This window comes from Sphingomonas sp. T1, from assembly GCF_902506585.1.
In the GTDB taxonomy this organism is placed as follows: Bacteria; Pseudomonadota; Alphaproteobacteria; order Sphingomonadales; family Sphingomonadaceae; genus Sphingomonas; species Sphingomonas aerolata.
Window position 1 is genome coordinate 3,757,668 of sequence record NZ_LR733875.1, and the last position, 21,061, is coordinate 3,778,728.

Below are 21,061 nucleotides of genomic sequence, written 5' to 3' on the forward strand. Positions count from 1 at the left end.
CTCACCGCCCCCTTCCCCCTCCCCTCTCCTTGGCCTCGAGTGCCCCGGCCCAGTCCTTGTGGCCCACGGGGAAGTCGACCTGGATCACCCGGTTGTCGCCTGCGTAGCGGGCAATGCTCCGCGACACCGCCCGGCGTCCGGCCAGGTCATTGTCGCCGGCGAGGATCAGCTTGGTGACGCTGTCGGGGATGGTGATGATATCGAGCCGGCGCGAGCCGAGCGTTGCCCAGCAAGGCAGGCCCCGGATCTGTGACCATGCCCGCGCCGTCTCGAAGCCCTCGGCGAGCCCAATCGTCGGTCCTAGCCCGCCGCCCCGCCATGCGCCGGTGCCAAGCGTCCCGAGCGTCGCCTTCTGGGTGTAGCCACCATCGGGATTGAGGAAGATGCGCTGGAAGGCGACCAGGCGCTGACCTTCACGTACCCCGACCAGCAGCGCCGGCTTGAACACCGTCGTCGGTTTGGGACCAAGCGGGCAGCGCGGATGGAAACGGACATCCGTCGGCGCCGGCAGCAGGCACCGCGATGCCAGATAGCGCTCCGCGAGGTTGCCGGACACGCTGCCCGCCTCGCTCCATAGCCGATCGATATTGGCGGTGCCGGTCGCCTGGGCCGGGGCTGGTGGTTCATAGCGGCGACCGAGCGGGATACGATCGAGTTCGCGGAGGATGTCGCTGGCGTTGCAGCCGGCAAAGCAGGTCACCAGCAGTCCGCGGTCACCCTGCCGGATCGACAGGCTCGGCGTGCCATCGGCATGGGCGGGGCACCGGCACGTCGCGGTATTGCCGTGCCAGGTGCCGCCAAGCGCGCCGACCAGGTCGACCATGTGCTGGGATGGTCGATTGGCGATGAGTGTCATGGCCGGACCAATCAGCGTTCGTCGCCGGCGACGCCGACGATGGCGTAGTCCGCGGACTCGCTGGCGAAATAGGCTTCGATCGCGCCGTCATCGTTGGCGGCGTGTCGGGTGGTGAGAAGTCCTGTCCGTTCCCGGACATAGGCTGCGAGGGCCCGGCGCGCGGTGGCTTCGTCGGGATGGACGTCTGCGATGGGCACGTCGGTGCCGTCCCGAATGACAAGGATGACGCGTTGCATGGCGGAGGCCTTTGGTTTCGGGACGCCTTTACCGGCTGTCCCTGGTGCGAAGGGTTGAGGCCGCTCAACACGACCCTTCTCTCACCCTCCCTCTCCACTCCATTTTGACGGGCCAACGATGCGCGCCGGTCGTTTACCGGGCGCTAAAGCGTGCCTGTTAATCTGTCCGGGAACTACAACCATTCTGCGCTGGTTTCTGGCCAGTGCTCCTTAAGATGAGGTGTCCGTGAACCAGTTTTCGCAAATCGAGATTGCCAACTGGATCGCCATCTATCTGTCGGCGGGCATGTGCTGCGCGATCGCGATGGTAATGTCGGTCAGCGTGACAGTACATGGCCTGTGGCAGGACAAGGCGTGGCAGGACGTTCGCACCGTCCGTGGCGCGGTTTTGTTTCTGCCGAAGGCGTGGTGGCGCTGGCAGAAGCTCTATCTGCTGTCGACGCCGGTGACGCTTGGCATCGTGAGCTATTTCGCCGCTACGATGACCTGGGCCTGATCGCTTAGTCCGATCGCTAAAAAGCTAGAAATGCCCGCTAAATAACTGGAAATGGAGCGCTGTAGGTTGGTTACTGCGAGTGTAGGTTCCCGCCTATTTCGGGCGTACGGTCATTGCTAGATGGGGGCGGCATATAGAACGGACCAGCGGCCACCGCTCCTTCCGCGAGCCGTTGTGCGTCCCGATTGGGATTGAATTTTGGGAACGAGCAGGTTGCCCCAAATGGCAGGAAGCCAAGCCAGCTTGCCGCGTGAGGACGGCGCTTCTACCGGCTTGGCACCGCTACCCAAGCACCGCTATCAGGGATCCTGAGCTAATGGTGGGGTAAGCGGTGGCGATCGATTTTGCATTTAGAAGAAAAGCAGTTCGATCGCTCGTCAATCAGATCGGTGTCTACGTCCTGTGCGATCTCAACAAAGTTCCGATATACGTTGGGCAGTCTACGGACGGCATTCGCAGCCGCGTCGCTCGACATTTGACCTCTGCCCGTTCTGATATCATTGCCAATCGACAAATCGACGTTTGGGAAATTGCTTGGGTGCTCACGTATCCCGTCGAAACAAAGGCCGAAATCACCCCCCTTGAAGGACTTCTTTTTCACCATTTCAATGCGAAGTCGCAGCTTATGAACGGCTCGATTCCGCCGGCCCCTGCCAAGGGCACCAAAATTCCTAAGCCAGCTCAGGCAATCCAAGTCATGTCAGACGAGGAAATCGTCGACAAAATCGATCCGTCCCAACGGCTGCCACGCCAAGCTGGGCACTATACTCAGATTGTGGGCCACTTTCTGACCGTCAAAAATTCACCGCAGGTAGCGCGGGCGATGGACGCCCATTTTAAGCGTCTGGCGCGCTACCACGGCGAACTTCTTGGCCTCACTGGTGAGTCAGACCCTGGAGACGAATAAACGGCTTGGCCTAAATTTAGAACATATCTAGAACACTATAGACAAGGTGAAAAGGTGGCGCCAGAATGGCGCCATGACAATTTCTAAACCTGCGACGGTTCGTGATCTCGACCGTATCAACCTGCGGCTCTCAGCCGACACGTTTGCAGCGATCGATTCACGGCGCGCCGATCGCCCTGGCAATGTCTCGCGCAACTCCTGGATCACAGAAGCAATCGCGGAGAAGCTTGCCCGTGAGGCAAGCGCGAACGATCTTCGTGAGGAAAGCCGGGTCTCCCATGGCTGAGTTTTACGAGTTTTTTGCCGGCGGGGGCATGGCACGAGCCGGGCTAGGCGCTGGCTGGACGTGTCTGTTTGCTAACGATTTTGATCATAAAAAGGGTCTGACCTATCAGGCAAATTGGGGGACAAAAGGCGAACTGAAGGTAGGCGATGTGAAGCAGCTCACTGCCGCTGATCTGCCCGACTGCGCTGATTTGGTCTGGGGATCCTTCCCCTGTCAGGACTTGTCGCTAGCCGGCGGCGGTGCCGGCTTGCGTGGCGAACGCTCGGGCACTTTTTACCCTTTCTGGGACATAATTAGAGGGCTAATCGCGGACGATCGCGCGCCTAAGCTGATCGCGCTCGAGAACGTGTGCGGCACGCTGACTTCACACGGCGGTAAAGATTTTGAAGCGATCTGTCAGACCTTTGCGGACGCGGGCTATCGCTGCGGCGCGCTAGTCATCAACGCCGCTCTGTTCCTTCCGCATTCGAGGCCACGGCTCTTTGTGATTGGCATTCATGCCGATGTTGAGGCGGACCCCGCGCTGATTTCGCCCGGTCCGATCGAGCCTTTCCACACGCGAGGGCTCCGAAGCGCCGTGGAGCGCTTGCCCGCAAAGTTGCAAGAAACGATGCTGTGGTGGAACGTGCCTACGCCTGACCGGCGCAACTCGACATTCGCAAGCATGATCGAAGAGAATCCGACAAGCGTATCCTGGCATACACCTGCGGAAACCCAACAACTTCTCAGCATGATGTCTCCGCTCAACCTCGCCAAGGTGAACGCCGCCAAACGCGCTGGGCATCGCATTGTAGGAGGGGTCTATAAGCGCACACGGGTCAACGAGAAGGGCGTGAAGGTGCAGCGCGCCGAGGTCCGTTTTGATGACGTATCAGGATGCCTTCGCACGCCTGCAGGAGGATCGAGTCGACAAGTGATTGTCGTCATCGACGGTGCTAAAGTTCGATCTCGCTTGATCTCCGCACGCGAGACGGCGCGCCTGATGGGCCTCGATGAAAGCTATAAGCTGCCCCGCAACTACAATGAGGCTTACCACCTCACCGGCGATGGCGTAGCAGTTCCGGTGGTCCGACACCTTGCTCATCATATTCTTGAGCCGCTGTTGGGCATGGCGGAGGCGGCCGAACGAACTGCCGCATGAGCGTTATACCCTGTAAGCAGAACGAGAATCTTCGCGCGCAAATCGAGCGGTTCGCCGAGGTATTAAAGACTGAGGCGCATCGGCTTGGCGATCACGGGTTGGACGAACGCGACTTCTACAATTCAGGGCTTTTCCGTGGCGCTGTCGAACGGGTCAGAGGCCAGTTTTCGGCAACGATGCGCGCAAAACGTGAGTTCGTTCAACACGTCCTCAACCATATGGAGGACGAAGGTTTTATTGCGGGGTGGGATCTAACTGAGGATTCTAGCCGCAACGACTATTCGGTTCGCCTCCCTAGCGGGCGCAGCGCCGTAATCGACTTGAAGGGGTGCCTAGACGGAAACAACACCAACATTTTCGAGCGTCCGGCCGGTGCCGACGAATTCATAATTTGGAGCATCTGCACAAACCTAGGCGCCGATCCCCGACGCAATGCTTGGTCCGGGATTCATACCCGCCTCAGCGCTGAGATGATCTCGCGAAACCAACGTGTGGATGGCCTGATAGTATGGGACATGGTGTGCGGCACCATCGGTCGTCCATGTCCGAAAATTGCCGGCGACGCCAACGAAGAACGGCTTACAGATATTGGGCCATTCCGCGTTCCGCCAGTGTGCATCTACTTATTTCCCAAGACCGTGCCGTCGATCGCCATACCAGCGGTTTCCTCGCAACCGATCGATACCGTCGAGCTGTTGTCGGCCTTTCACCGGTGCTTCAAAGGCCATGATGCCGAACTGAACCATGTTGATTTCAAGCTGCACACCGGCCCCGAGTTAATGCGACAAACGACAATCCGCCGCGCTGGCGTTGTTCAGAAAGTCTCAGAAATGACTCCTATTCGGCGGGTCTAACTGATCGCGGATCATAGCTGTTGGCCCTCGTAATCTTAGCGACCCCGGCCAGAAATCAACGTTTCCTGCTCAGATAGCCTCTCATTTCGACTTCTGAATGTAGCGTTCAGACCGCGTTGGGGCGCTACCTGCCCATTATCAAAAACGAACCGCGATCGAGACGGCCAGCGCTGTCCCGAATGCGATGGTATGTTGGGAACGATAGCATGGCGCTCTGATGAACGGATGTCCGGACTATCTCGCAATTCTGGCGGTCAAGATGTTAGCCTGCCTGATAGCGTCAGGGAGACGTTTGGCCGTCAAACGGCCCGCAAAGGCCGGGCCGTCGTTCCACCGCGCGGCTGTAGACACATCGGGAACGACCCCTCCAACCTCGTTGCTGCCGTCCTTACGGAAGCGAGCGCAGTTTGGCATCGAAAGCTCGGCTGTGCTGTGGGAAAGCACGATAGGATCATCGCCATAGAGATGTCCGCATCCTGCGCCGCCAGTTCGCGTCCCCATGACTATCGCAGCGGCATTGTCCTGGAGCAGCGCCGCGAATTGTTCGGCAGCGGACCAAGTCTCGTCGTCCACGAGGACAACGACCGGCCCTTTCCAAACGCTATCCCGATAGGGAAACTGGGCAGCACTGAATACTTCCGGTGCCCATGTCCTGCCGTCGAGCCGCCCCGCGGGAAGTTCGGCGATCAGGCCACTGGCGAAACCCGCCGGCACAAGGCGAGAGCAGGTCGACGTCGGGCACGACATCGAACTCTCGGCGAGTGCGTCCGCCTGCCCTGCCAAGACCAGCAACATTGACCGATCGGCGCGGGACGACCGCTTGGCCTGCTGTCGCAGCTTATCTGCCAAGGTGTGCCAGCGCCCGCCCCATGCCTCGTCGCGGATCACGCTGATCGCCGCAGAGTGCAGGGGCACGGGTGATACGATCCGAGCCGCTGCTTCGGCCCATTCTGTGCCGCCACCATTCCGCGACAGATCGACGAGCAGCGTCTGCGCGCCCAAGTCACGCAGCCGCTCAACAGCCGCCATGAGGTTGCGGGTCATCAGGACAAAGACCTTCGTGAGCAGACGGTCCTCGCAATCGGCTTCGCAGAGCGCGGAGGGCAAGATTTTCAAGCTCGTCGCGGCTTGCTCGCACAGAATCGGGTACGATTGCGGCGCAAAGGAGCCTATCCGGATGATCCCAACCGCGGTGCCACCGGCATCGATCAAGCCGGGCCGGAACGGGTTCTGGTCGTCGATGGCTCGGTAGCCCGGCATCGAGGCCGCCGTACCGCGCGTAATCTGTCCGCCCTGAAAGCCTCGCGCTGCGCAGAACGCGTCAACAGTCGCCGGTTTTGCTGTCGTGACGGTTACTTGATCGCTATTCCGTCCCGCCACCGGCTTGGGCCATCGCAGTTCGAGATGGCCGTCCTGGAAACGCCTGACCAGATTGTCCATCGCGAGCCGTGCATCGGCGTCATTGCCACCAGCCCGGATGGTCGCCGCAGCGCTATCGAACCATCGATCAAGCGAAACCTCCCGCTCGTTCGTCAACCAGTCGCGGTTGGGATAGCGCCGATCAATGGCGGATCGGAATTGCTGGAGGTCGCCTAGCCACGCGGCCGCGTCATAGCTCGGTCTGTCCTCGGCAGGTGCGGCTGCCGGAGCAACGACGAGGACTATCAACGCAGTGACGACGGAAGCCCGTCGGGAGGCGGCGCGGATGGAGTGGATCACGCGCTTTAGCGGAATGAGCATACAGGTGTCCTAACCGCCCGCGTGAGGCAGGCCGTTGCAATAAGGTAATTCTGGCCAGTGGATCAGGGGCGAGGTGGCCCTTGCCAGTAGGTCACGAACGACAGACGCCCATTAGGACCGTCATCACTGCTCGTATTCAGTCCACGGTTAACCAGCCCGGCTTCCTCCAGGTTTCTGAAGATCGGTGCGCCCAATGCCTGCTTCAGCCTCACTTCTTCTGTCGACGAGGACGGTTGATGATGAACGGCATAGACCTCGCACAAGGTACGTCCGCACTGGACACGGACCGCACCAGCCAAACTCGTCTTGGTGAGGGCAGGCGCGTAGGTTCTGGTGAGCAAGGTTTCCATGCGTTCCGCCCAGACCGGATCGAGCTGCTCGGCCTTCAGCGCCGCGTGCAGGGTGCGTGGATCCTGGATGGACGAGCCGAGAGCCTCGATAACTAGATCGGTCGTTGCCGTAATCGCCGGATCGAACGGGTTGACCTTGGAGTGTTGATGCCAAGCGATAACGCTCAGGGCGAGGATGACTGCTGGAACCACGATGACCGCCTTCCGACGAATGGACCGGGCCGTAGGGAGGCCGGCTTCCGGATGCTCGGTCTGGTCAACGGGAGCGCCGGACGGAACCTCAATTTTCTCGGCCCAATTTTCTTGGGTGGCGATCAGTCGAGCCAGTTCACGGCTGCTTCCTACCCCGGTCTTGCGGCGCGCTTCGCGCAAGCGGTCGTTGACAGCATTGACGGATAACCCGCTTCGCTCCGCGATGCTCTTGGCCGTGTGACCGCTCGCTAGAAGGCGGAGTACGTCCAACTCATGCTGGTTCAGCACGAGCGATGGGTCTTGTTCGGTTCTCAAAGGCCGTTTCCGCTATGGACCTGCAACATCTCCGCATGACGATAGCATCATGACGTGCAGTCACCATTGAGAATGCCGCAACGGTCGTTGGTCGATGCTGCACAGGAGGTGGTGCCCCGCTTCCCGACTGGGAAGGATGGTCAGGACGGCTGACGGTCGCAAGGCACGCCGGACGGCAACAAGGTGGCCGTTTTCTCAAAATCTGTTCCTGATTGCTCTTTCCTGAAATTGACCGTTAGAGACGGAGAAACGGGACGGTCAAACGTATGAGAAGAAGCCACCTTTGGCACATCTGCCGGAACGCTGATGTTGGCAGTCAATTCGAGCCGGGTGCCATCCGCCAGCGGTAAATAGCGGGATTAGGAAATTGTGCCGACGGCGAGCGGACGTTGCTATGTTTCGAGCTGCGACACCTACGTGATGGCCACTGTTTCCATTTTTTGGTGACAAATTTCTAATTTAAAAATGATTTAGAACCGCCGCTCCGCCGTAGCATTTCCAACTATCTCGCGGACGGACCATCGCTTTTCCCGGGAAGCCACGAACCAGAGCCGAACAATCAGATATCGAGCGTCCGCAAGATTTTCCGGACGGCAAGATCCTGCTCTACTTCGGATGGATCAAGGGTCATGAGGTCGCCAAGCGTCTTCATGCGGGGATGGGTGACCGCCTTTGCCGCCTCATAGTCGTCACTATCGAACCCCATTGCCTCTACCACCAACGTCTTCACCTCGCCGGTCATCCGCGACCTCGCCTCCAGCATGAAGTCGGGTCGGCAGGGACCATCCGGCGTCATCATATCGAACAGCGGCTTGCCGATCGCGACGTCGACGCCCTGGACGTGAAGCTCGCGCTGGGCGGCGAGGATGGCGCGCAGGGTCTTGCGTTCGAAGTCGGATTCGACCGGCACGAACATGCGACCGTTGTGGATCGGCTGGGCATAGGCGCGCAGCGGCGCATAGCCACGCGCCTCCGGATACTCGCCGGCGACGACCAGGACGATGAAGGGGCCGGTGATGCGGTTACCCCGTATCGAGGGTGACTGGACCCGGGTGGCGATCCGGATCGGGTCGCCGTCGGGGACATGGATCTCGTTACCTTTGATCGTCTTGGCGTAGAGCGCCACGAAGCCCTGCGGTGCGTGGGTCTTGGGCCATTTCGGGGCCAGCACGCGGAGCGTGCCATAGACCACGTTGGTCTCGAGCGGTCGCGCATGTGTCCAGAAGGCGCGGGCCAGCTCGATGCCGGGGGCGATCTCGATCTTGGCGGCCGCGCGACCGAGCGCAGCAAACTCCTCTTTGATCGACCATTCCTGACCGATCATGAGCGGCGCGATCTGGTTGCAGCCGGCATTGTCGAGCAACCGCCAGAGCAGGCGGGCAAGGCGCGGCGTCGAGGCGTTGCGGGTGCGGTCATCCTGGCTGTCGTCCTCGGGACGTTGCGCGAGCTTCTCCGGCGCCGGCCGCAGCACCTCGAAGAACCCCGCAGGCGGATCGGTCGGCATGTTGCGCGTCCGGACCTCGGTGAGGCGGTTGGTGGCCTGATCGCGGAAGAACGGGCAGTCGGGACGATGCTCGGGACGCTTGGTGCTGGTCAGCCGACGGAGGTAATAGGTTTCGGCCTCGGAGAGGTAGGCCGGCGTCAGGATCGGGGGTGCCTCGTCGGTGCCAAGGCAGTCACAGGCGATCCAGCGTTCGCCGACCCGGGCGTTCTGGACCAGCGTCACCCCAGCCTGTTCGTCGTGATACGAGCCCTCGCCGACGTACCAGCGCACCAGCGCCTCGCGCAAAGGTGGCGGTAGCCGGATTCGGTCTCGGCTGTTTCCGTCGGTATCGCGGTGGATCAACCACATGTTCGAGTGACCTTGAGGCGCTGATTTGAGGCAGTTTCGGCAGGTCCGGTGGTCTTGACAAGCGCTAACTACCGGACCTCAACTCTTGAATACCACGTCGTTTGGGGGTTTTCCGTGCGTTATCCAGTCGCTGTTGTTGGCCTTTGCGCCGGTCTGATCGTCGGCTCGCAGGCGCTTGCCGCGCCGAAACGTGGCCTCGTCCGCAAGGTGCAGCTGATCTCCATGATGGGCAACGCTCCGATCGAGGACGAAGCAATAGAGCCAGACAGTGCAGCGCCGCTGCAGGCGGTCGATGCCCCGCCCCTGCCGGCGTCCTTCGCGGTCCATGATCTCAGTCGCCGGTATGTGCAGTTTCGCATGCAGCAGGAGATGGCGGCAGCGGTAGCTTCGCCGGTTGCGACCACCAGAGAGCCAGCGATCGTGGCGGCGTTCTCTTCGATCCCGGTGCCGGGTTGGCTGCGTGGCGGCATCGGCGCCATTCAGCAGGTGCCCTTCAAGCCCGGCTGCGCGCCGCTGGCGTATCAACCGTCGGGTTTCCTTGGCCGCGGTGCGGAGGCACGCCGGGCAGCCTATTACGGGATGATGAGCGCGGTCGCCTGCGAGCAGGGCATCCCGACCGGATTGTTCGACGCGATGATTATTCGGGAAAGCGGCTACAATCCGATCGCGACGTCTACCGCCAACGCCTACGGCCTCGCGCAGCTGATGCCCGGCACCGCGGTCGGGCTCGGCGTCGATCGCTACGATCCCCTCCAGAATATGCGCGGCGGGGCCCGCTATCTCCGCCAGCAACTCGACCGCTTCGGGCAGGTCCACCTCGCCCTGGCCGCGTACAATGCGGGTCCGGGGAGGATCAGGAATGGACTGGTGCCGCGTATCACCGAGACGCAAGCCTATGTGACCAGCATCATCGCCAACTGGTCACGCCTGACCTCGCCACCGGGATCGCCCTCGACGATCTCGACCTTGCCACGAGGGTACACGCGGATAGCTGCGATGACGCAGTTCTGATCCAGAGATCGCCGCGATCGCAACAGGTTGGAATAAGCACAGCAGAATCCGCATGCTCCACTCGGGGAGCATTGTGGCGGCGTAAGCCGACACTCCTGGCGTTTCGTCTGGTTGCCAGCGGTTGTTGTTTTGGTCCGGGGTGGCGGTCTCCTCCAATAAGTTACGCGTTGGCCGGCTTAGGCCAACTCTGTTTGACGTATATTTAATGAATCCATTAGCGGTTCCGAACCATTGTGAGCCTCACGTTCAGCACGATCGACGCCAGCACCGAGCCGAGCCAGCATCTGGCCGAGTGGGCCGCTGACCGTGGCTTCCGCCAGCTCCTTGCACGACAGCGTGTCGAGCATCGCCTTCGTTACTTCGATCTGTTCGATCTGGCGCTCCTCGGCGTCGACCGGAACCGGTGCCGCCCGCATCCAGCGGGGCAGGATCGCCAGTACGCGGGCGGGCAACAGCGGCCGGTAGGCATTTGAGGTCTGCACGTAGCGGGGACCACGGCCCTCGCCAGCGATGCGCTTGAAACGGCGCTGGCGTACGATGAAGCCGATATCCTCCAGCACCGACAGGGCGCGGGTGATGGTCGCACGGCCGTAGTTGGTCCGCTCGGCGAGATACTCGTAGGTCGGAAAAACCTTGCCCTTGTTAAGGCGGGCCAAGGTCAACAGCTCCTCGAACACGCGAACCATGCTTGCCTGCAACGCGGCGATCGCGCGCTCTGCGACGCTGAGCTTGCGTTCACCCTTGCGTGCCACCCGGCGCAGCCCCCTCGCAGCGTCGAGGGTCTTGCGGGCGGCATTCAGCAAACGGTCGGTTTCACCGGCGCCGGGGATCGCGAAAAAGCTCTCCTCGAACGTACCAGCTTCCATGCTGCCCCGCAGGACGGGAACGCCAGTGCGACGCACCGCACCAGACCGCGCAGGCTTCGACCTGACGGGCATTCCGGACAGGGCGCTCGTAAGCGCCCCTCCAAAGGTAATAGCTTCCATTGCCTTCCTCCTTGATGGAGGCCGGACCAGGCAAAGCGATAGCGTGGCGCGAAACGCGCATCCTTGATTCTTGGGTCAGGAGCGGTTATGTCTGGCTTTATTGAGGAGCCGTTGGCGTTTGGCGACGCTGACATAACCGGTAGGGACTCGTTCCCAACCACTGACTTGGGGATGCCCGGCTTCGGCCGGGCTTCTCTTTATTTGGTCACAGCCAAAAACTCCTGCTGCAGAAACATGTCGGTGCCGATGCGCTCGAGTATGGCGTTGATCGTGGCTTCACGAGAATCCAGACCGAGCCGTTTTCGAGCGCGATCGAGCACGTCTACGGCATCGGGCGTCAACCAGAAGCTGTTACGCTTCCATCCCTGCTCACGGCGATTGTCAGCCTTGCGGCGCATCGATTTTGCAGCGTGGGTGTTTGAGACCGATTCCATAAGAATCGCAGGCTTAACGCACATATTTGGAAAGCGCAATTAAGCGCTTAAGCCTCGTAGGGATTGTGCGTGTTCCGGCGACGGCCCTGGCACCTCGCCTCCGGGCTCGCCGCAAAAAGTCAGCGGCCAAGCCCTGGTGAAATCAAAATTTGGTGTAGTCGATCCGCGCATCTTTCCGTTCGGTAAGATCGGTATAGAGCGACTTCAACATGTCGTAGATTGCATTGTGTAGCTTAATGCCATGTTCTTTCCGAATATCGGACGATTCAAATCCGTCGATCACGTCCAACAAAGCGGCAATCTTTATTGGCAGGCCATCTACCATCACTGCAACCAGCGACAACACAATCCCCATTTCATCAGCATTTATCGAAGTGTTCTTGTTGATTACCTCATTGGCGAGTGCCACCTCCAGTGGCCCGACGCCCATCGATGCAAGGATCGTGTTAGCCTCTACGAGGCTGATCGGTCGTCGATCTTCGTCGCGTAGTATTCGGTTTACCCTGCTTCTGCTGTAGCCCGTGTTTGCTGCAATCGTGCGCTGGCTGAGGCCATCCGCACGAGCTCGGGCATTGATATAGTCGGCGATTGTATACGGACCTCTGGACACCTTTGTGTCCGATCCGATCTCATGATCTAGAGCCCCCACGCCGTAACCTCCCGGAAATACGCGTTAAGGGTTATTCAAAAAACAGCGCTTTGCAACCTTCCGTTAGCGGAAGGTTAACCATCTGACGGATTTACAGTCGTTTCGTCTGCGTTATCTCTTGAAAGGAATGACGTTCGACGGCGTTCTTTTTAGTATTCGTCGGTATTTCTCGGCTTGCTCAGATGATAGGCCAAGCTTTGTCAGAACCTCTGTCTTCGCTTCCTCAACTATAAAGTCATACATCATTAGCGAAAGGGCATCGGCAAATTCGATTGATCGGCCTAGCGCCTCCTGCAGGATAGTCGCTGCCTGATCTATGCTTGACGCACTTGTTTCAAGAATGGTAAATTTTAAAGAAATATCTCCATCGGTCGGAATAACAAATAGATGCTCCTGCATATCGTCAGCAGCATAATAATCCTTTAGCTCTGCCGCCAAACCCGCTCTATCTTCGATTACTTGCCGCAGCTCGCATAGGGCCAGTGACTTGTTGGAGAACAAGCGGATACTCTCCGTCGTTAACCGGAAATAGAACTCCGAGACGTCAAGTTCGCAATTTCTCTCTTCAGCCAGCATGGATGTATTACCCGATCTTCTCAAAATCACTCGCGTTCCACACGATGCCCTTTGATAGGCTACGTTCGCTATGGGTAAACAGGGCGAGCCCGAACACCGAAGCGGGATTTGTATAGAATTCCATCTTGGTCGCTCTGCAACACCTCTGGCGCAAATGCGAGACACCGTGACCCGGATATGAGCCACCGTGTCTCATATCCGGGTCACGGTGGCTCATATCCGGGTCAGTGTGGCGCATATCCGGGTCAGCAACGCTCAGAAGCGGCGAAAATATGCGGGCTAACGTCAAAAATAACGGCCGGCGCTAAAGTTCCCGCCGATCTCGATTGCCGCTCGGCAGCTGAACATCCAGCCTTCTTTTGGGCGCGCCGAAATGCGCTCGATCGAAGGAGACTCCTATCATGAAGACCATGCTCAAGATCGGCCGTCGCGCCGAGACGACCGCCCTGGCGGTCATCGGCGCCGCAGCCGCGGCCGCTGTCCTTGCCACCCCGGCGCTGGCCGGTGCGGACGCCACGTTCAACACCGCCCTGAATGCCTTCACCGGCTTCCTGGAAGGTTCGGGCGGTAAGATCATCACCGTCCTGTCGCTGGCTGGCGGCGTTGTCGGTCTGGCCTCGGGCCGCTTCTCGCTCGGCCAGGTCGCGATCCCGGTCGGCGTGGGCGTCGGTGCCGGCACCGGTATCCCCATCGTCACCTCGACCGTCACCGCAACCATCTGACCCGACCCGGTGCCGGCGTTGATAGCAGCTTCGCCGGCACCGTCCTTGAAGGTGGCGTGATGTCAGCCGATAAGTACGTGATCCCATCGCATCTCGACGACCCTGAGCTGATCGGGTTCTGGACGCTCGACGAGTTCCTCGCGATGGTCATCCCCTTCACCTGGGGGATCCTGTCCCAACACATCGTCATCGGGATCGGCCTCGCCGTCCTGGGCTGGTGGGCCTTGCGAAGGGCCAAGGCGGGACGGGCGACTTCGTGGTTGATCCATCTGGCCTATTGGCATCTGCCGGGCGGCTTCCCGTCGCTCAAGGCGACGCCACCTTCCTATCTTCGACTGATGGTGGGCTGACATGGACTTCTCCTACCAGCACGCGCAATCCCAGCGCGTCCTCCGCCAGCGTAACCTCCTCGGTATCGCCGCGTTGGTCCTCGCCGGGGTCGTTGCGCTGCTATTGCTGATGTCGGCGACCCGCAGCCGCGAGATCGTGTTGCAACCGGTGCTCGGCTCGCCGGTCACGCTGTCGACCTCCGGCGTCTCGCGCGAATATCTCGAACTCATCACCCGCGATACCGCGGTGCTGACCCTCAACCGCACGCCGTCGAGCCTCGACTATTGGATGAAGTCGGTCCTCGCGATCGTGTCGCCCAAGTCGCAGGGCGCGATCAAGGCCGACCTCCTCAAGATCGTCGACGAACAGCGCGGCTCGAGCATGTCGCAATACTTCACGCTGGAAGGCATGGAGATCGATCCCAAGGCGCTCCAGTCGACCGTGTCCGGCAAGCTCAACACGGTGATCGGTCAGAAGATCGTTTCATCCGAGCAGCGCACCTTCGTCTACGACTGGGAATATGCCGGCATGACCCTGAAGCTCGTCGGCTTCAGCATGGTCCAACCCAAGACCCGACCGGGAGCCGCGATGTGACCGCGATCTACGCTTTTGGCAGTGCCGCGCTCGGCACTGCCCTCTCCACCCGCACCTTCTGCTGGCTGAGCCGCATCGCGGGCTTGGCCCTCATCGCGGTTGCGGTCTTCGTCTTCGCAGCGCCGGCCTTTGCCGCTGGCGATCAGACGTTGATGGCTGCTGACGGCGCGCAGGTGTCGTGTACTGCGTCCTCAAAGGACCTCACCCGCATCAGCCTCGTCGGCGATGAGTTTGCAGGCGTCTCCAAGATCAATACCGGCAATCCGTCCGACGACTTCTCGGTCGTCAACGAGCCGGTGCGCGGCGACATTTACCTGTCGGTCCCGGAAGGCTTCGGCCGGCAGGTGCTGTCGTTCTTCGGGACGTCGAAGCGCGGCTACGTCTACAAGTTTCAGTGCCGGATCAGCGGCGACCAGGCAGTACAGGTGTTCGTCTCGAACCCCGCGATCGCCAAGGCCGATGCAGCGGAAGCCGGCACCACCACCAAGGTCGCACAGACGTCCACGCCGGAAGAAGCCGCGGTGACGCTGGTGCAGGCGATGTACGCCAACAAGAGCGTGGACGGCTTCGAGATGCGTCAGCGCTCGCTGAAGCCGGTCTATGTCGGCAACCTCAAGGTGCAGATGATCGCGGAGTATCGCGGCGAGGCGATGACCGGCCGCGTCCTGCGCATCGAGAACAAAGGCACCGTTGAAACCACGCTGACCGAATCCACGGTGGCACCGGCCAGCGCGCTGGCGGTGTCGATCGCCGAGCCCAAGCTCGCGCCGGGTCGGGTCACGACCGCCTACCTCGTCTCGCGGAACGGAAACTAAGCCATGGGCCTCAAGAACATTTTTTCACGCGAGCGTAAGCCGCTCGACGCACCGGAAGCGGTCGACGCAGACGGCGTCTCGCCGGTCGCATCGGAACTCGATGGCAATATCGAGACCCGCAAGAAGCAGCAGATGAAGCTCGCGGCCGGCTGCGGCGTCGTCCTGGTGGCGTCGTCGTTCTGGATCTTCGGCGGTGATGACGCGGTCAAGAAGATCGACCCCGATAGCGCGGACAAGAAGACGGTCTCGGTCAGCGACATGACCAACAAGACCAAGTCCGAGCAGGAGTGGATGGCGCAGTCCGAGAACCGCTTCCAGTCGACCGAGAACCAGCTGAAGGGCGTCGACGGCACCAATGCCCGTGTCGCGCAGCTGTCCGAACAGATCGATGCGCTCCGCGCTCAGAATACTTCGATGTCGTCCGATGGCCAGCGGGTTGTGTCGGCTTATCAGGCCGAGAACGATCAGCTGCGCCGGCAGGTCAACGAGCGTGCTGCAGCACCGGCACCGATGCCGGGACCGCAGGCGATGTACGGTCCGGGCAGTGCTGCCATGTACGGCAATCCCGGCGCTTCCGGCCCCGGGATTGCGCCCGCGCCCGCCCGGCTGAGCGAGGTCAAGATGGTGTCATTTGGCACGACCGAGACCGGCAACGCCTCCAAGGTATCGAAGGGCAGCACGGTCTATACCGACAGCCCGAACTATCTGCCGGCGAACAGCTTTGCCTCCGCCAAAGTCGTGGTCGGCGTCGATGCCTCGGCCGGGGTCAACAGTCAGGCGGATCCGCTGCCGGTGGTGCTGCGCATCACCGGGCCAGCACGCTCGGTGCTGCAGAACGGCAAGCTGCTGACGACGAAGATCCAGGGCTGCCTCATCAATGGCGCGGCACGCGGCGATCTGTCGAGTGAGAAGGTCTACATCAAGCTACAGAAGATGACCTGCCCGCAGCCGGGCGGGCGGTACGCGGAGTCCGAGGTCAAGGGCTTCATCGCCTTTGGCGGCAAGACCGGCGTGCGTGGCCGCGTCGTCAGCCGCGAAGGCTCGCTGGCGATGCAGGCATTCTTTGCCGGTCTCGTCGGCGGTGCCGGCACGGCGCTCAACTCGGCGTTCACGATGCCCGTCGCGACCATTGGCAGCGGTGCGAACGGTGGCATCAACCAGACGCCGAACCTCGGCAATGTTGGCCTGCGGGCGATCGGTGGCGGTGCGCAGGAGTCCGGCAAGGACCTCTCCAAATACCTGATCGAGCGCGCCGAGCAGTACCAGCCGGTCATCGAAATGCCGACCGGCGTCGATGTCGAAATCGTCTTCCTGGAGGGTGTCTATGTCCGCAACTGATAGCGCGCCGAAATGGCACCGGAGCAAGGGCGCGATCGCCGTCGCGTTCGCCGTCTCCGTTATCGGTGGTGTCGCCTTCCCCACTGATCGCAGTCCCGAGACAAGCACGATCGAACGTCTCAAGACTCGCCTGCCAAAAACGCAGGTGAGCAAGGTTGACTGCAAGGTTGTCGACGGCCTGTGTGAGGTCACCGCCGGTAACAACCTGTTCTACGTCGATCGTAGCGGCCGCTATCTCGTCATCGGTCGGGTTTACGACATGGAAACGCGTCAGGACCTGACCGCGACCCGTTTGCTCGAGATTAACCCGGATACGCTGGTTGGCGGGGCCGCCAAGGCCAACGCTGCCCCCGATCGTGGCGACGCGCCTCTGACCAGCGCCGATCGGCCCGCAGTGCCGACCACGCCGAAGCATCTGTCGTTGGCCGGCCTGCCCAAGGACGGTGCCATCGTCTGGGGCAACCCACAGGGCAAGACGGTCACCGTCTTCAGTGATTTCGAGTGCGGCTACTGCAAGGCGCTCAGCAACGCGCTGGTGTCGCTCAACGTGCGGGTGGTCGAGCGGCCGATCTCGGCGCTCAACACCCGTGCGCTGTCCAACCAGGTCTACTGCGCCAGGGACCGGGTGAAGGCGTTGCATAGCGCTTATGCCCGCGAGCCGCTCGGCACCTCGGCAAGCTGCAACACCTCCGGCCTCGACGCCAATGAGCGGTTCGCCAAGGCGAACGGGCTGCAAGGGACGCCGGTGCTGGTGCGCGGCGACGGCGCCGTCATGGAAGGCTTCCGCTCGGCCGAGCTGACCGCTGCCTTCATCGCGGGCAGCAAGTCGTGAGCCGCGCCCGCCTCCTCCTCGCCGTTCTCGCGGGCGGCTCCGCGGTCACCGGTTGCACCACGCTCGACGGCAACGTGAAGGGCAGCTTCAACTGCACCGCACCGGATGGCATCTGCGCGCCAAGCTCGTTCATCGACGATCGCGCGCTGGCGATGATCTCTGGCGAGGACGGCGATCGCCTCATCACGCCGGCGGGTCCCTACCCCGCGCCGCGTTCCGAAGGCCGTGGCTTCCAGACCGCGGCGGTTGCACCCGCCCGTAGCCAGGAGCGCGTGCTGCGTATCGTCTTCCCGGCGCAGATCGATGGTGCCGGCCGGCTCCACGAGCAGACCGCAGTTCATGCTGTGGTCGAGCGCGGTGACTGGCAACAAGCGCTTGCTGATAACGCCGTTGCAACGACGCCGGCAGAGGTTCGTGCAGCGACTGGCGGCGATACGTTGCTGGCCGCGATCGATCGCGCCGATCAGCCGCTGGTCGCGGATGGCGACACCTTGGTCGATCCCGACCTGCCGAGCGCTGCGGCGGTTGCTGCCGCCCGCGCGCAGGCGGACCCGGTCGGCGACATCAAGGATCAGGTGGCGCGCCGGCTGTCGCGGACCGCGCGTCGCCCGGCGCCGTCGGCATCCGCCGTACAAGCGCCAATCGCAGTGCCCGGGACCGTCCGGCCTGCCACGACCACCCCCGTCGCGGTCGGCATGACGACCGCGCCCAAACCCCTACCCTCATCCGCGCCTGTTCGCTCGGTCACGCCCACTGTCTCGGCACCTGTGGCGATTTCAGCGACCTCGGGCATCGTTGTCCCGAAGTACGCAACGCCGGCAGGCCGTGCTGCGATCGCATCGATAGCCCGCAACCCTGCGATCCGCTCGGGCCTTGCCCGTGCCGAGCCGGAGGCGCGCGAGGCGGCCAAGGCTGCCAGCCCACTGCCAGTGCTGCGCGCATCCTCGTTCCCCGGAGTAGATCAGTGAGCATCTTCAGCGGCCTGCTATCGACCGTCCTTGGCGACTCCAAGAAGCCGGAGAACAGCCGCCCGGACACTACCGTCCCGCGGTTCGTCCACTGGCTGCCTTACCGTAGCTACGACCCTAAGACGCACATCTATTACAACAGTGCCTCGCGCGGCTTCTTCCTCGAAGCGACGCCGATGACTGGCGCAACCGACCAAAGCCATGAGATGCTGGCGCAGCTGCTGTCCGAAGGCATTCCGACACCGGGGGCCTTGCAGGTCCATGGTTGGATGAGCCCGCGGATTAGCGAGAAGCTCTCGCAGTGGTATCTGCCGCGCTATTCTGCGTCCGGCATCTACGAGCGGATGGCCCGGCACCGCACCGACTACCTGATGGGTGGTGTCTGGAAGTCGCTGTCGGCATCGGCTCCCTTCTGCCTGCGCAATCACCGTCTCGGCCTGTCCTACTCGACGCCGGAATCGAGCCGCGTATCGAACGAGGAAATCACCTCGGTCATGGAAGGGCTGATTTCGGCGCTTGAATCGCTCGGCGTCCATGCGCGTGCCGTCGATCCCAAGGGGCTGATCTCGTGGATCGATGACATCACCTCGCCGACCACGGCGCCCGGTGATGACATGATTACCTACAATCCTTTCGATGCGATCGCCGACCAGGCAGTGCGCCACGATCTGGAAATGAAGATCGAGCCCGACCGCATCCTGCTGCGCACCGAGCGCTTCCGGCCGACTGGCAAGATCGTCGACAACGCGCCCGAGATCGGCGAAATCTACCCGGACACGTTCGATGTTCGGTCCTTCTCGGCGCGCAACTTGCCGAAGCGCTGGGCACCGTGGGACATGGCCAAGCTCATCGGCGATATGTTCGCCGACAAGCTGCGCATGCCCTGCCCGGTTTCGACCAACCTGTGCCTCGACTTCCCCGATGCAGAGGCTTCCGGGCAGCGCGCCGGCCGCAAGTTCATGCGCACCACCAGCCTCGCCGACAGCAAGTCGGCACGGATGCTGCCGCAGCTGCACGACCAGTCGAAGGAGTGGCGCCACGTCAAGGACGAGCTGAGCCAGGGCCGCAAGCTGGTGCAGGCGTTCTACTCGGTCACCTCGTTCAGCCCCAAGGGCAAGGGCGACGCCAATGAGCGCATCCTGAAGTCGGTGTACCGGGCGGCGGGCTGGGACCTGCTCGACGATCGCTATCTGCAGATCCAGGGCCTGCTCGCGGCGATGCCGATGACGATGGCCAATGGCTTGTCCTTCGACCTGAAGAACATGAAGCGGCTGCGCACCGTGCTGACCACGACGGCCGCCAGCCTCATGCCACTGCAGGGCGAGTATCTCGGCGGCAACAACCCGCACCTGATGCTGATCGGCCGGCGCGGCCAGCCGTTCTTCTGGTCGCCGTTCGAGAACACCGCCGGCAACCACAACGTCGCCGTGTTCGGCAAGTCCGGCTCCGGCAAGTCGGTGGCGCTGCAGGAGCTTTGCTCATCGATGGTCGGCGCCGGTGCCAAGGTCGTGGTGATCGATGACGGCCGCTCGTTCGAACACTCATGCAAATTGCAGGGTGGCGCATTCGTCGAGTTCACGATGGCGTCGGGGTTCTGCATCAATCCGTTCAGCATGATTGATCCGGTCCAGGCGGAAGCCGACGAGGATTATCGTATGGATTGCTTTGCGATGCTGAAAAGCATCGTGAACCAGATGGCGCGGCATATCGACAAGCTGAACGACACCGAGCGCGGCCTGATCGACGGCGCGATCAACGAGGTCTGGGCAGAGCATGGCCCAAAAGGGTCGGTCAATGATGTCATCACCGCGCTCGATACCACCGGCAATCAGATCGGCATCGATCTCGCGATCGCGATGCGACCCTTCTCCTCAAAGGGCACCTATGGCCGCATGTTCGAGGGCCAAGTGTCGTTCGAGCTAAAGAACAACCTCACCGTTTTCGAGATGTCCGACCTCTCGTCGCGCGAGGAGTTGCGTTCGGTCGCGCTGACCGCGATCATGTTCCTCGTCAGCCAGTCGATGCGCCGCGACGATCGCTCGATCCGCAAGGCGCTGCTACTCGATGAGGCATGGCAGATGCTGAAGGGCGGCTCGATGGCCGACTTCATCGAAGCGTATGCCCGGACCTGCCGCAAATATGGCGCGTCGCTCGTCACCGCCACGCAGAGCCTCAACGATTATTATAAGTCGGACGGGTCCAAGGCGGCGCTCGAGAACAGCGACTGGTTCGTCATCCTTCAACAGAAGGAAGAGACGATCGCGGACTTCAAGAAGCATGATCGCTTTCAGATGGACGACCACACCGACGCTCTGCTCCGCTCGCTGAAGCGGCAGGGCGCCGAGTATTCCGACGTGATGATCAAGGGCCCGGAGACGTTGGCGGTCGGCCGCCTCGTTCTCGATCCCTATTCCGCGACGGTCTACTCGTCCTCACCCCTCACGTTCGCCGCGATCCATGATCTGCTTGGCCAGGGCCTGACCATGGAAGAGGCGATCGAGCGGGTCGCCTACCCCAACAACCCCGAGAAGTGGACCGATCCCAGCGTCGATGACGCGCTGCCGATCGCCGCGGAGTGACC

Annotated in this window: 23 protein-coding genes; 14 read left to right on the forward strand and 9 right to left on the reverse strand. The window is 61.6% G+C overall.

All coding sequences use genetic code 11. The annotated features are described in order from the left end of the window. Window position 1: 1 nt before the first annotated feature. Window positions 2–856: a DUF7146 domain-containing protein gene (locus GV027_RS17235; RefSeq protein WP_159512600.1), complete on the reverse strand. Its 855-nt coding sequence runs from the start codon at window positions 854–856 to the stop codon at window positions 2–4. Between the two features lie 11 nt (window positions 857–867). Continuing rightward, complete coding sequence (locus tag GV027_RS17240) at window positions 868–1,092, reverse strand: hypothetical protein (protein WP_159512601.1); 225 nt, start codon at window positions 1,090–1,092, stop codon at window positions 868–870. A gap of 226 nt (window positions 1,093–1,318) precedes the next feature. Here GV027_RS17240 and GV027_RS17245 point away from each other — a divergent pair, with 226 nt between their 5' ends. The 5 genes from GV027_RS17245 to GV027_RS17265 all read left to right on the forward strand — a co-directional run bounded on the left by GV027_RS17245 (window position 1,319) and on the right by GV027_RS17265 (window position 4,776). Beyond that, window positions 1,319–1,588, forward strand: coding sequence for a hypothetical protein (locus GV027_RS17245; RefSeq protein ID WP_159512602.1), 270 nt, complete (start codon window positions 1,319–1,321; stop codon window positions 1,586–1,588). Window positions 1,589–1,919: 331 nt separating this feature from the next. Then, window positions 1,920–2,495 (forward strand): GIY-YIG nuclease family protein, encoded by a 576-nt coding sequence (locus GV027_RS17250; RefSeq protein WP_159512603.1) that lies wholly within the window; start codon window positions 1,920–1,922, stop codon window positions 2,493–2,495. 73 nt (window positions 2,496–2,568) lie between these two features. Next, a complete protein-coding gene (locus GV027_RS17255; protein ID WP_159512604.1) occupies window positions 2,569–2,781 on the forward strand; it encodes a hypothetical protein in 213 nt (70 codons plus the stop codon). Further along, window positions 2,774–3,922: a DNA cytosine methyltransferase gene (locus tag GV027_RS17260; protein ID WP_159512605.1), complete on the forward strand. Its 1,149-nt coding sequence runs from the start codon at window positions 2,774–2,776 to the stop codon at window positions 3,920–3,922. The genes GV027_RS17255 and GV027_RS17260 overlap by 8 nt, the downstream gene beginning before the upstream one ends. After that, entirely contained in the window at window positions 3,919–4,776 is an 858-nt protein-coding gene (locus tag GV027_RS17265) for a hypothetical protein (RefSeq protein WP_159512606.1), read from the forward strand. Before GV027_RS17260 ends, GV027_RS17265 begins: the two co-directional genes overlap by 4 nt. A 234-nt stretch (window positions 4,777–5,010) precedes the next feature. On the opposite strand, the gene GV027_RS17270 is transcribed toward GV027_RS17265, so the two are convergent. The 3 genes from GV027_RS17270 to GV027_RS17280 form a co-directional block, all read right to left on the reverse strand. Continuing rightward, window positions 5,011–6,516, reverse strand: coding sequence for a S41 family peptidase (locus GV027_RS17270; RefSeq protein WP_159512607.1), 1,506 nt, complete (start codon window positions 6,514–6,516; stop codon window positions 5,011–5,013). 62 nt (window positions 6,517–6,578) lie between these two features. Beyond that, entirely contained in the window at window positions 6,579–7,373 is a 795-nt protein-coding gene (locus GV027_RS17275) for a helix-turn-helix transcriptional regulator (protein ID WP_236559287.1), read from the reverse strand. A 559-nt stretch (window positions 7,374–7,932) separates the two neighbouring features. Beyond that, window positions 7,933–9,225: a hypothetical protein gene (locus tag GV027_RS17280; protein ID WP_159512608.1), complete on the reverse strand. Its 1,293-nt coding sequence runs from the start codon at window positions 9,223–9,225 to the stop codon at window positions 7,933–7,935. A 54-nt stretch (window positions 9,226–9,279) separates the two neighbouring features. Between GV027_RS17280 and GV027_RS21825 the strand changes: the two genes are divergently transcribed. After that, window positions 9,280–10,236: a lytic transglycosylase domain-containing protein gene (locus GV027_RS21825; RefSeq protein ID WP_328799485.1), complete on the forward strand. Its 957-nt coding sequence runs from the start codon at window positions 9,280–9,282 to the stop codon at window positions 10,234–10,236. Between the two features lie 176 nt (window positions 10,237–10,412). Here GV027_RS21825 and GV027_RS17290 read toward each other — a convergent pair whose 3' ends face one another. From GV027_RS17290 to GV027_RS17305, 4 genes are all read right to left on the reverse strand, one after another. After that, window positions 10,413–11,102, reverse strand: a complete 690-nt coding sequence (locus GV027_RS17290; RefSeq protein ID WP_236559288.1) for a helix-turn-helix domain-containing protein — start codon at window positions 11,100–11,102, stop codon at window positions 10,413–10,415. A gap of 317 nt (window positions 11,103–11,419) precedes the next feature. Further along, entirely contained in the window at window positions 11,420–11,656 is a 237-nt protein-coding gene (locus tag GV027_RS17295) for a hypothetical protein (RefSeq protein ID WP_236559289.1), read from the reverse strand. A 142-nt stretch (window positions 11,657–11,798) separates the two neighbouring features. Continuing rightward, window positions 11,799–12,305, reverse strand: a complete 507-nt coding sequence (locus GV027_RS17300; protein ID WP_159512609.1) for a helix-turn-helix domain-containing protein — start codon at window positions 12,303–12,305, stop codon at window positions 11,799–11,801. Window positions 12,306–12,416: 111 nt separating this feature from the next. Continuing rightward, the gene (locus GV027_RS17305) at window positions 12,417–12,881 is read right to left on the reverse strand and encodes a hypothetical protein (protein WP_159512610.1); all 465 of its coding nucleotides are present in this window, start codon (window positions 12,879–12,881) and stop codon (window positions 12,417–12,419) included. Between the two features lie 401 nt (window positions 12,882–13,282). Between GV027_RS17305 and GV027_RS17310 the strand changes: the two genes are divergently transcribed. The 8 genes from GV027_RS17310 to traC are packed head-to-tail and all read left to right on the forward strand — an operon-like array spanning window position 13,283 to window position 21,059. Further along, a complete protein-coding gene (locus GV027_RS17310) occupies window positions 13,283–13,603 on the forward strand; it encodes a TrbC/VirB2 family protein (protein ID WP_159512611.1) in 321 nt (106 codons plus the stop codon). Between the two features lie 59 nt (window positions 13,604–13,662). Continuing rightward, the gene (gene traL / locus GV027_RS17315; RefSeq protein ID WP_159512612.1) at window positions 13,663–13,953 is read left to right on the forward strand and encodes a type IV conjugative transfer system protein TraL; all 291 of its coding nucleotides are present in this window, start codon (window positions 13,663–13,665) and stop codon (window positions 13,951–13,953) included. Window position 13,954: 1 nt separating this feature from the next. Beyond that, complete coding sequence (locus GV027_RS17320) at window positions 13,955–14,527, forward strand: type IV conjugative transfer system protein TraE (RefSeq protein WP_159512613.1); 573 nt, start codon at window positions 13,955–13,957, stop codon at window positions 14,525–14,527. Continuing rightward, complete coding sequence (locus GV027_RS17325; RefSeq protein WP_159512614.1) at window positions 14,524–15,342, forward strand: type-F conjugative transfer system secretin TraK; 819 nt, start codon at window positions 14,524–14,526, stop codon at window positions 15,340–15,342. Before GV027_RS17320 ends, GV027_RS17325 begins: the two co-directional genes overlap by 4 nt. A gap of 3 nt (window positions 15,343–15,345) precedes the next feature. Next, window positions 15,346–16,680, forward strand: coding sequence for a TraB/VirB10 family protein (locus GV027_RS17330; protein WP_159512615.1), 1,335 nt, complete (start codon window positions 15,346–15,348; stop codon window positions 16,678–16,680). After that, window positions 16,667–17,512 carry a DsbC family protein gene (locus tag GV027_RS17335; RefSeq protein ID WP_159512616.1) on the forward strand — a complete coding sequence of 282 codons (846 nt, stop codon included), beginning with the start codon at window positions 16,667–16,669 and terminating at the stop codon, window positions 17,510–17,512. Before GV027_RS17330 ends, GV027_RS17335 begins: the two co-directional genes overlap by 14 nt. Further along, entirely contained in the window at window positions 17,509–18,480 is a 972-nt protein-coding gene (locus GV027_RS17340) for a conjugal transfer protein (RefSeq protein WP_159512617.1), read from the forward strand. The genes GV027_RS17335 and GV027_RS17340 overlap by 4 nt, the downstream gene beginning before the upstream one ends. Next, complete coding sequence (gene traC, locus GV027_RS17345; RefSeq protein WP_159512618.1) at window positions 18,477–21,059, forward strand: type IV secretion system protein TraC; 2,583 nt, start codon at window positions 18,477–18,479, stop codon at window positions 21,057–21,059. The genes GV027_RS17340 and traC overlap by 4 nt, the downstream gene beginning before the upstream one ends. The last annotated feature ends 2 nt before the right edge of the window (window positions 21,060–21,061 follow it).

Excerpts from the sequence above, each read along its gene's own strand:
- GV027_RS17235 (WP_159512600.1), bottom strand. The coding sequence starts at position 856 with ATGACACTCATCGCCAATCGACCATCCCAGCACATGGTCGACCTGGTC.
- GV027_RS17240 (WP_159512601.1), bottom strand. The coding sequence starts at position 1,092 with ATGCAACGCGTCATCCTTGTCATTCGGGACGGCACCGACGTGCCCATC.
- GV027_RS17255 (WP_159512604.1), top strand. The coding sequence starts at position 2,569 with ATGACAATTTCTAAACCTGCGACGGTTCGTGATCTCGACCGTATCAAC.
- GV027_RS17260 (WP_159512605.1), top strand. The coding sequence starts at position 2,774 with ATGGCTGAGTTTTACGAGTTTTTTGCCGGCGGGGGCATGGCACGAGCC.
- GV027_RS17265 (WP_159512606.1), top strand. The coding sequence starts at position 3,919 with ATGAGCGTTATACCCTGTAAGCAGAACGAGAATCTTCGCGCGCAAATC.
- GV027_RS17270 (WP_159512607.1), bottom strand. The coding sequence starts at position 6,516 with ATGCTCATTCCGCTAAAGCGCGTGATCCACTCCATCCGCGCCGCCTCC.
- GV027_RS17280 (WP_159512608.1), bottom strand. The coding sequence starts at position 9,225 with ATGTGGTTGATCCACCGCGATACCGACGGAAACAGCCGAGACCGAATC.
- GV027_RS17290 (WP_236559288.1), bottom strand. The coding sequence starts at position 11,102 with ATGGAAGCTGGTACGTTCGAGGAGAGCTTTTTCGCGATCCCCGGCGCC.
- GV027_RS17295 (WP_236559289.1), bottom strand. The coding sequence starts at position 11,656 with ATGGAATCGGTCTCAAACACCCACGCTGCAAAATCGATGCGCCGCAAG.
- GV027_RS17305 (WP_159512610.1), bottom strand. The coding sequence starts at position 12,881 with ATGCTGGCTGAAGAGAGAAATTGCGAACTTGACGTCTCGGAGTTCTAT.
- GV027_RS17310 (WP_159512611.1), top strand. The coding sequence starts at position 13,283 with ATGAAGACCATGCTCAAGATCGGCCGTCGCGCCGAGACGACCGCCCTG.
- traL (WP_159512612.1), top strand. The coding sequence starts at position 13,663 with ATGTCAGCCGATAAGTACGTGATCCCATCGCATCTCGACGACCCTGAG.
- GV027_RS17320 (WP_159512613.1), top strand. The coding sequence starts at position 13,955 with ATGGACTTCTCCTACCAGCACGCGCAATCCCAGCGCGTCCTCCGCCAG.
- GV027_RS17330 (WP_159512615.1), top strand. The coding sequence starts at position 15,346 with ATGGGCCTCAAGAACATTTTTTCACGCGAGCGTAAGCCGCTCGACGCA.
- GV027_RS17335 (WP_159512616.1), top strand. The coding sequence starts at position 16,667 with ATGTCCGCAACTGATAGCGCGCCGAAATGGCACCGGAGCAAGGGCGCG.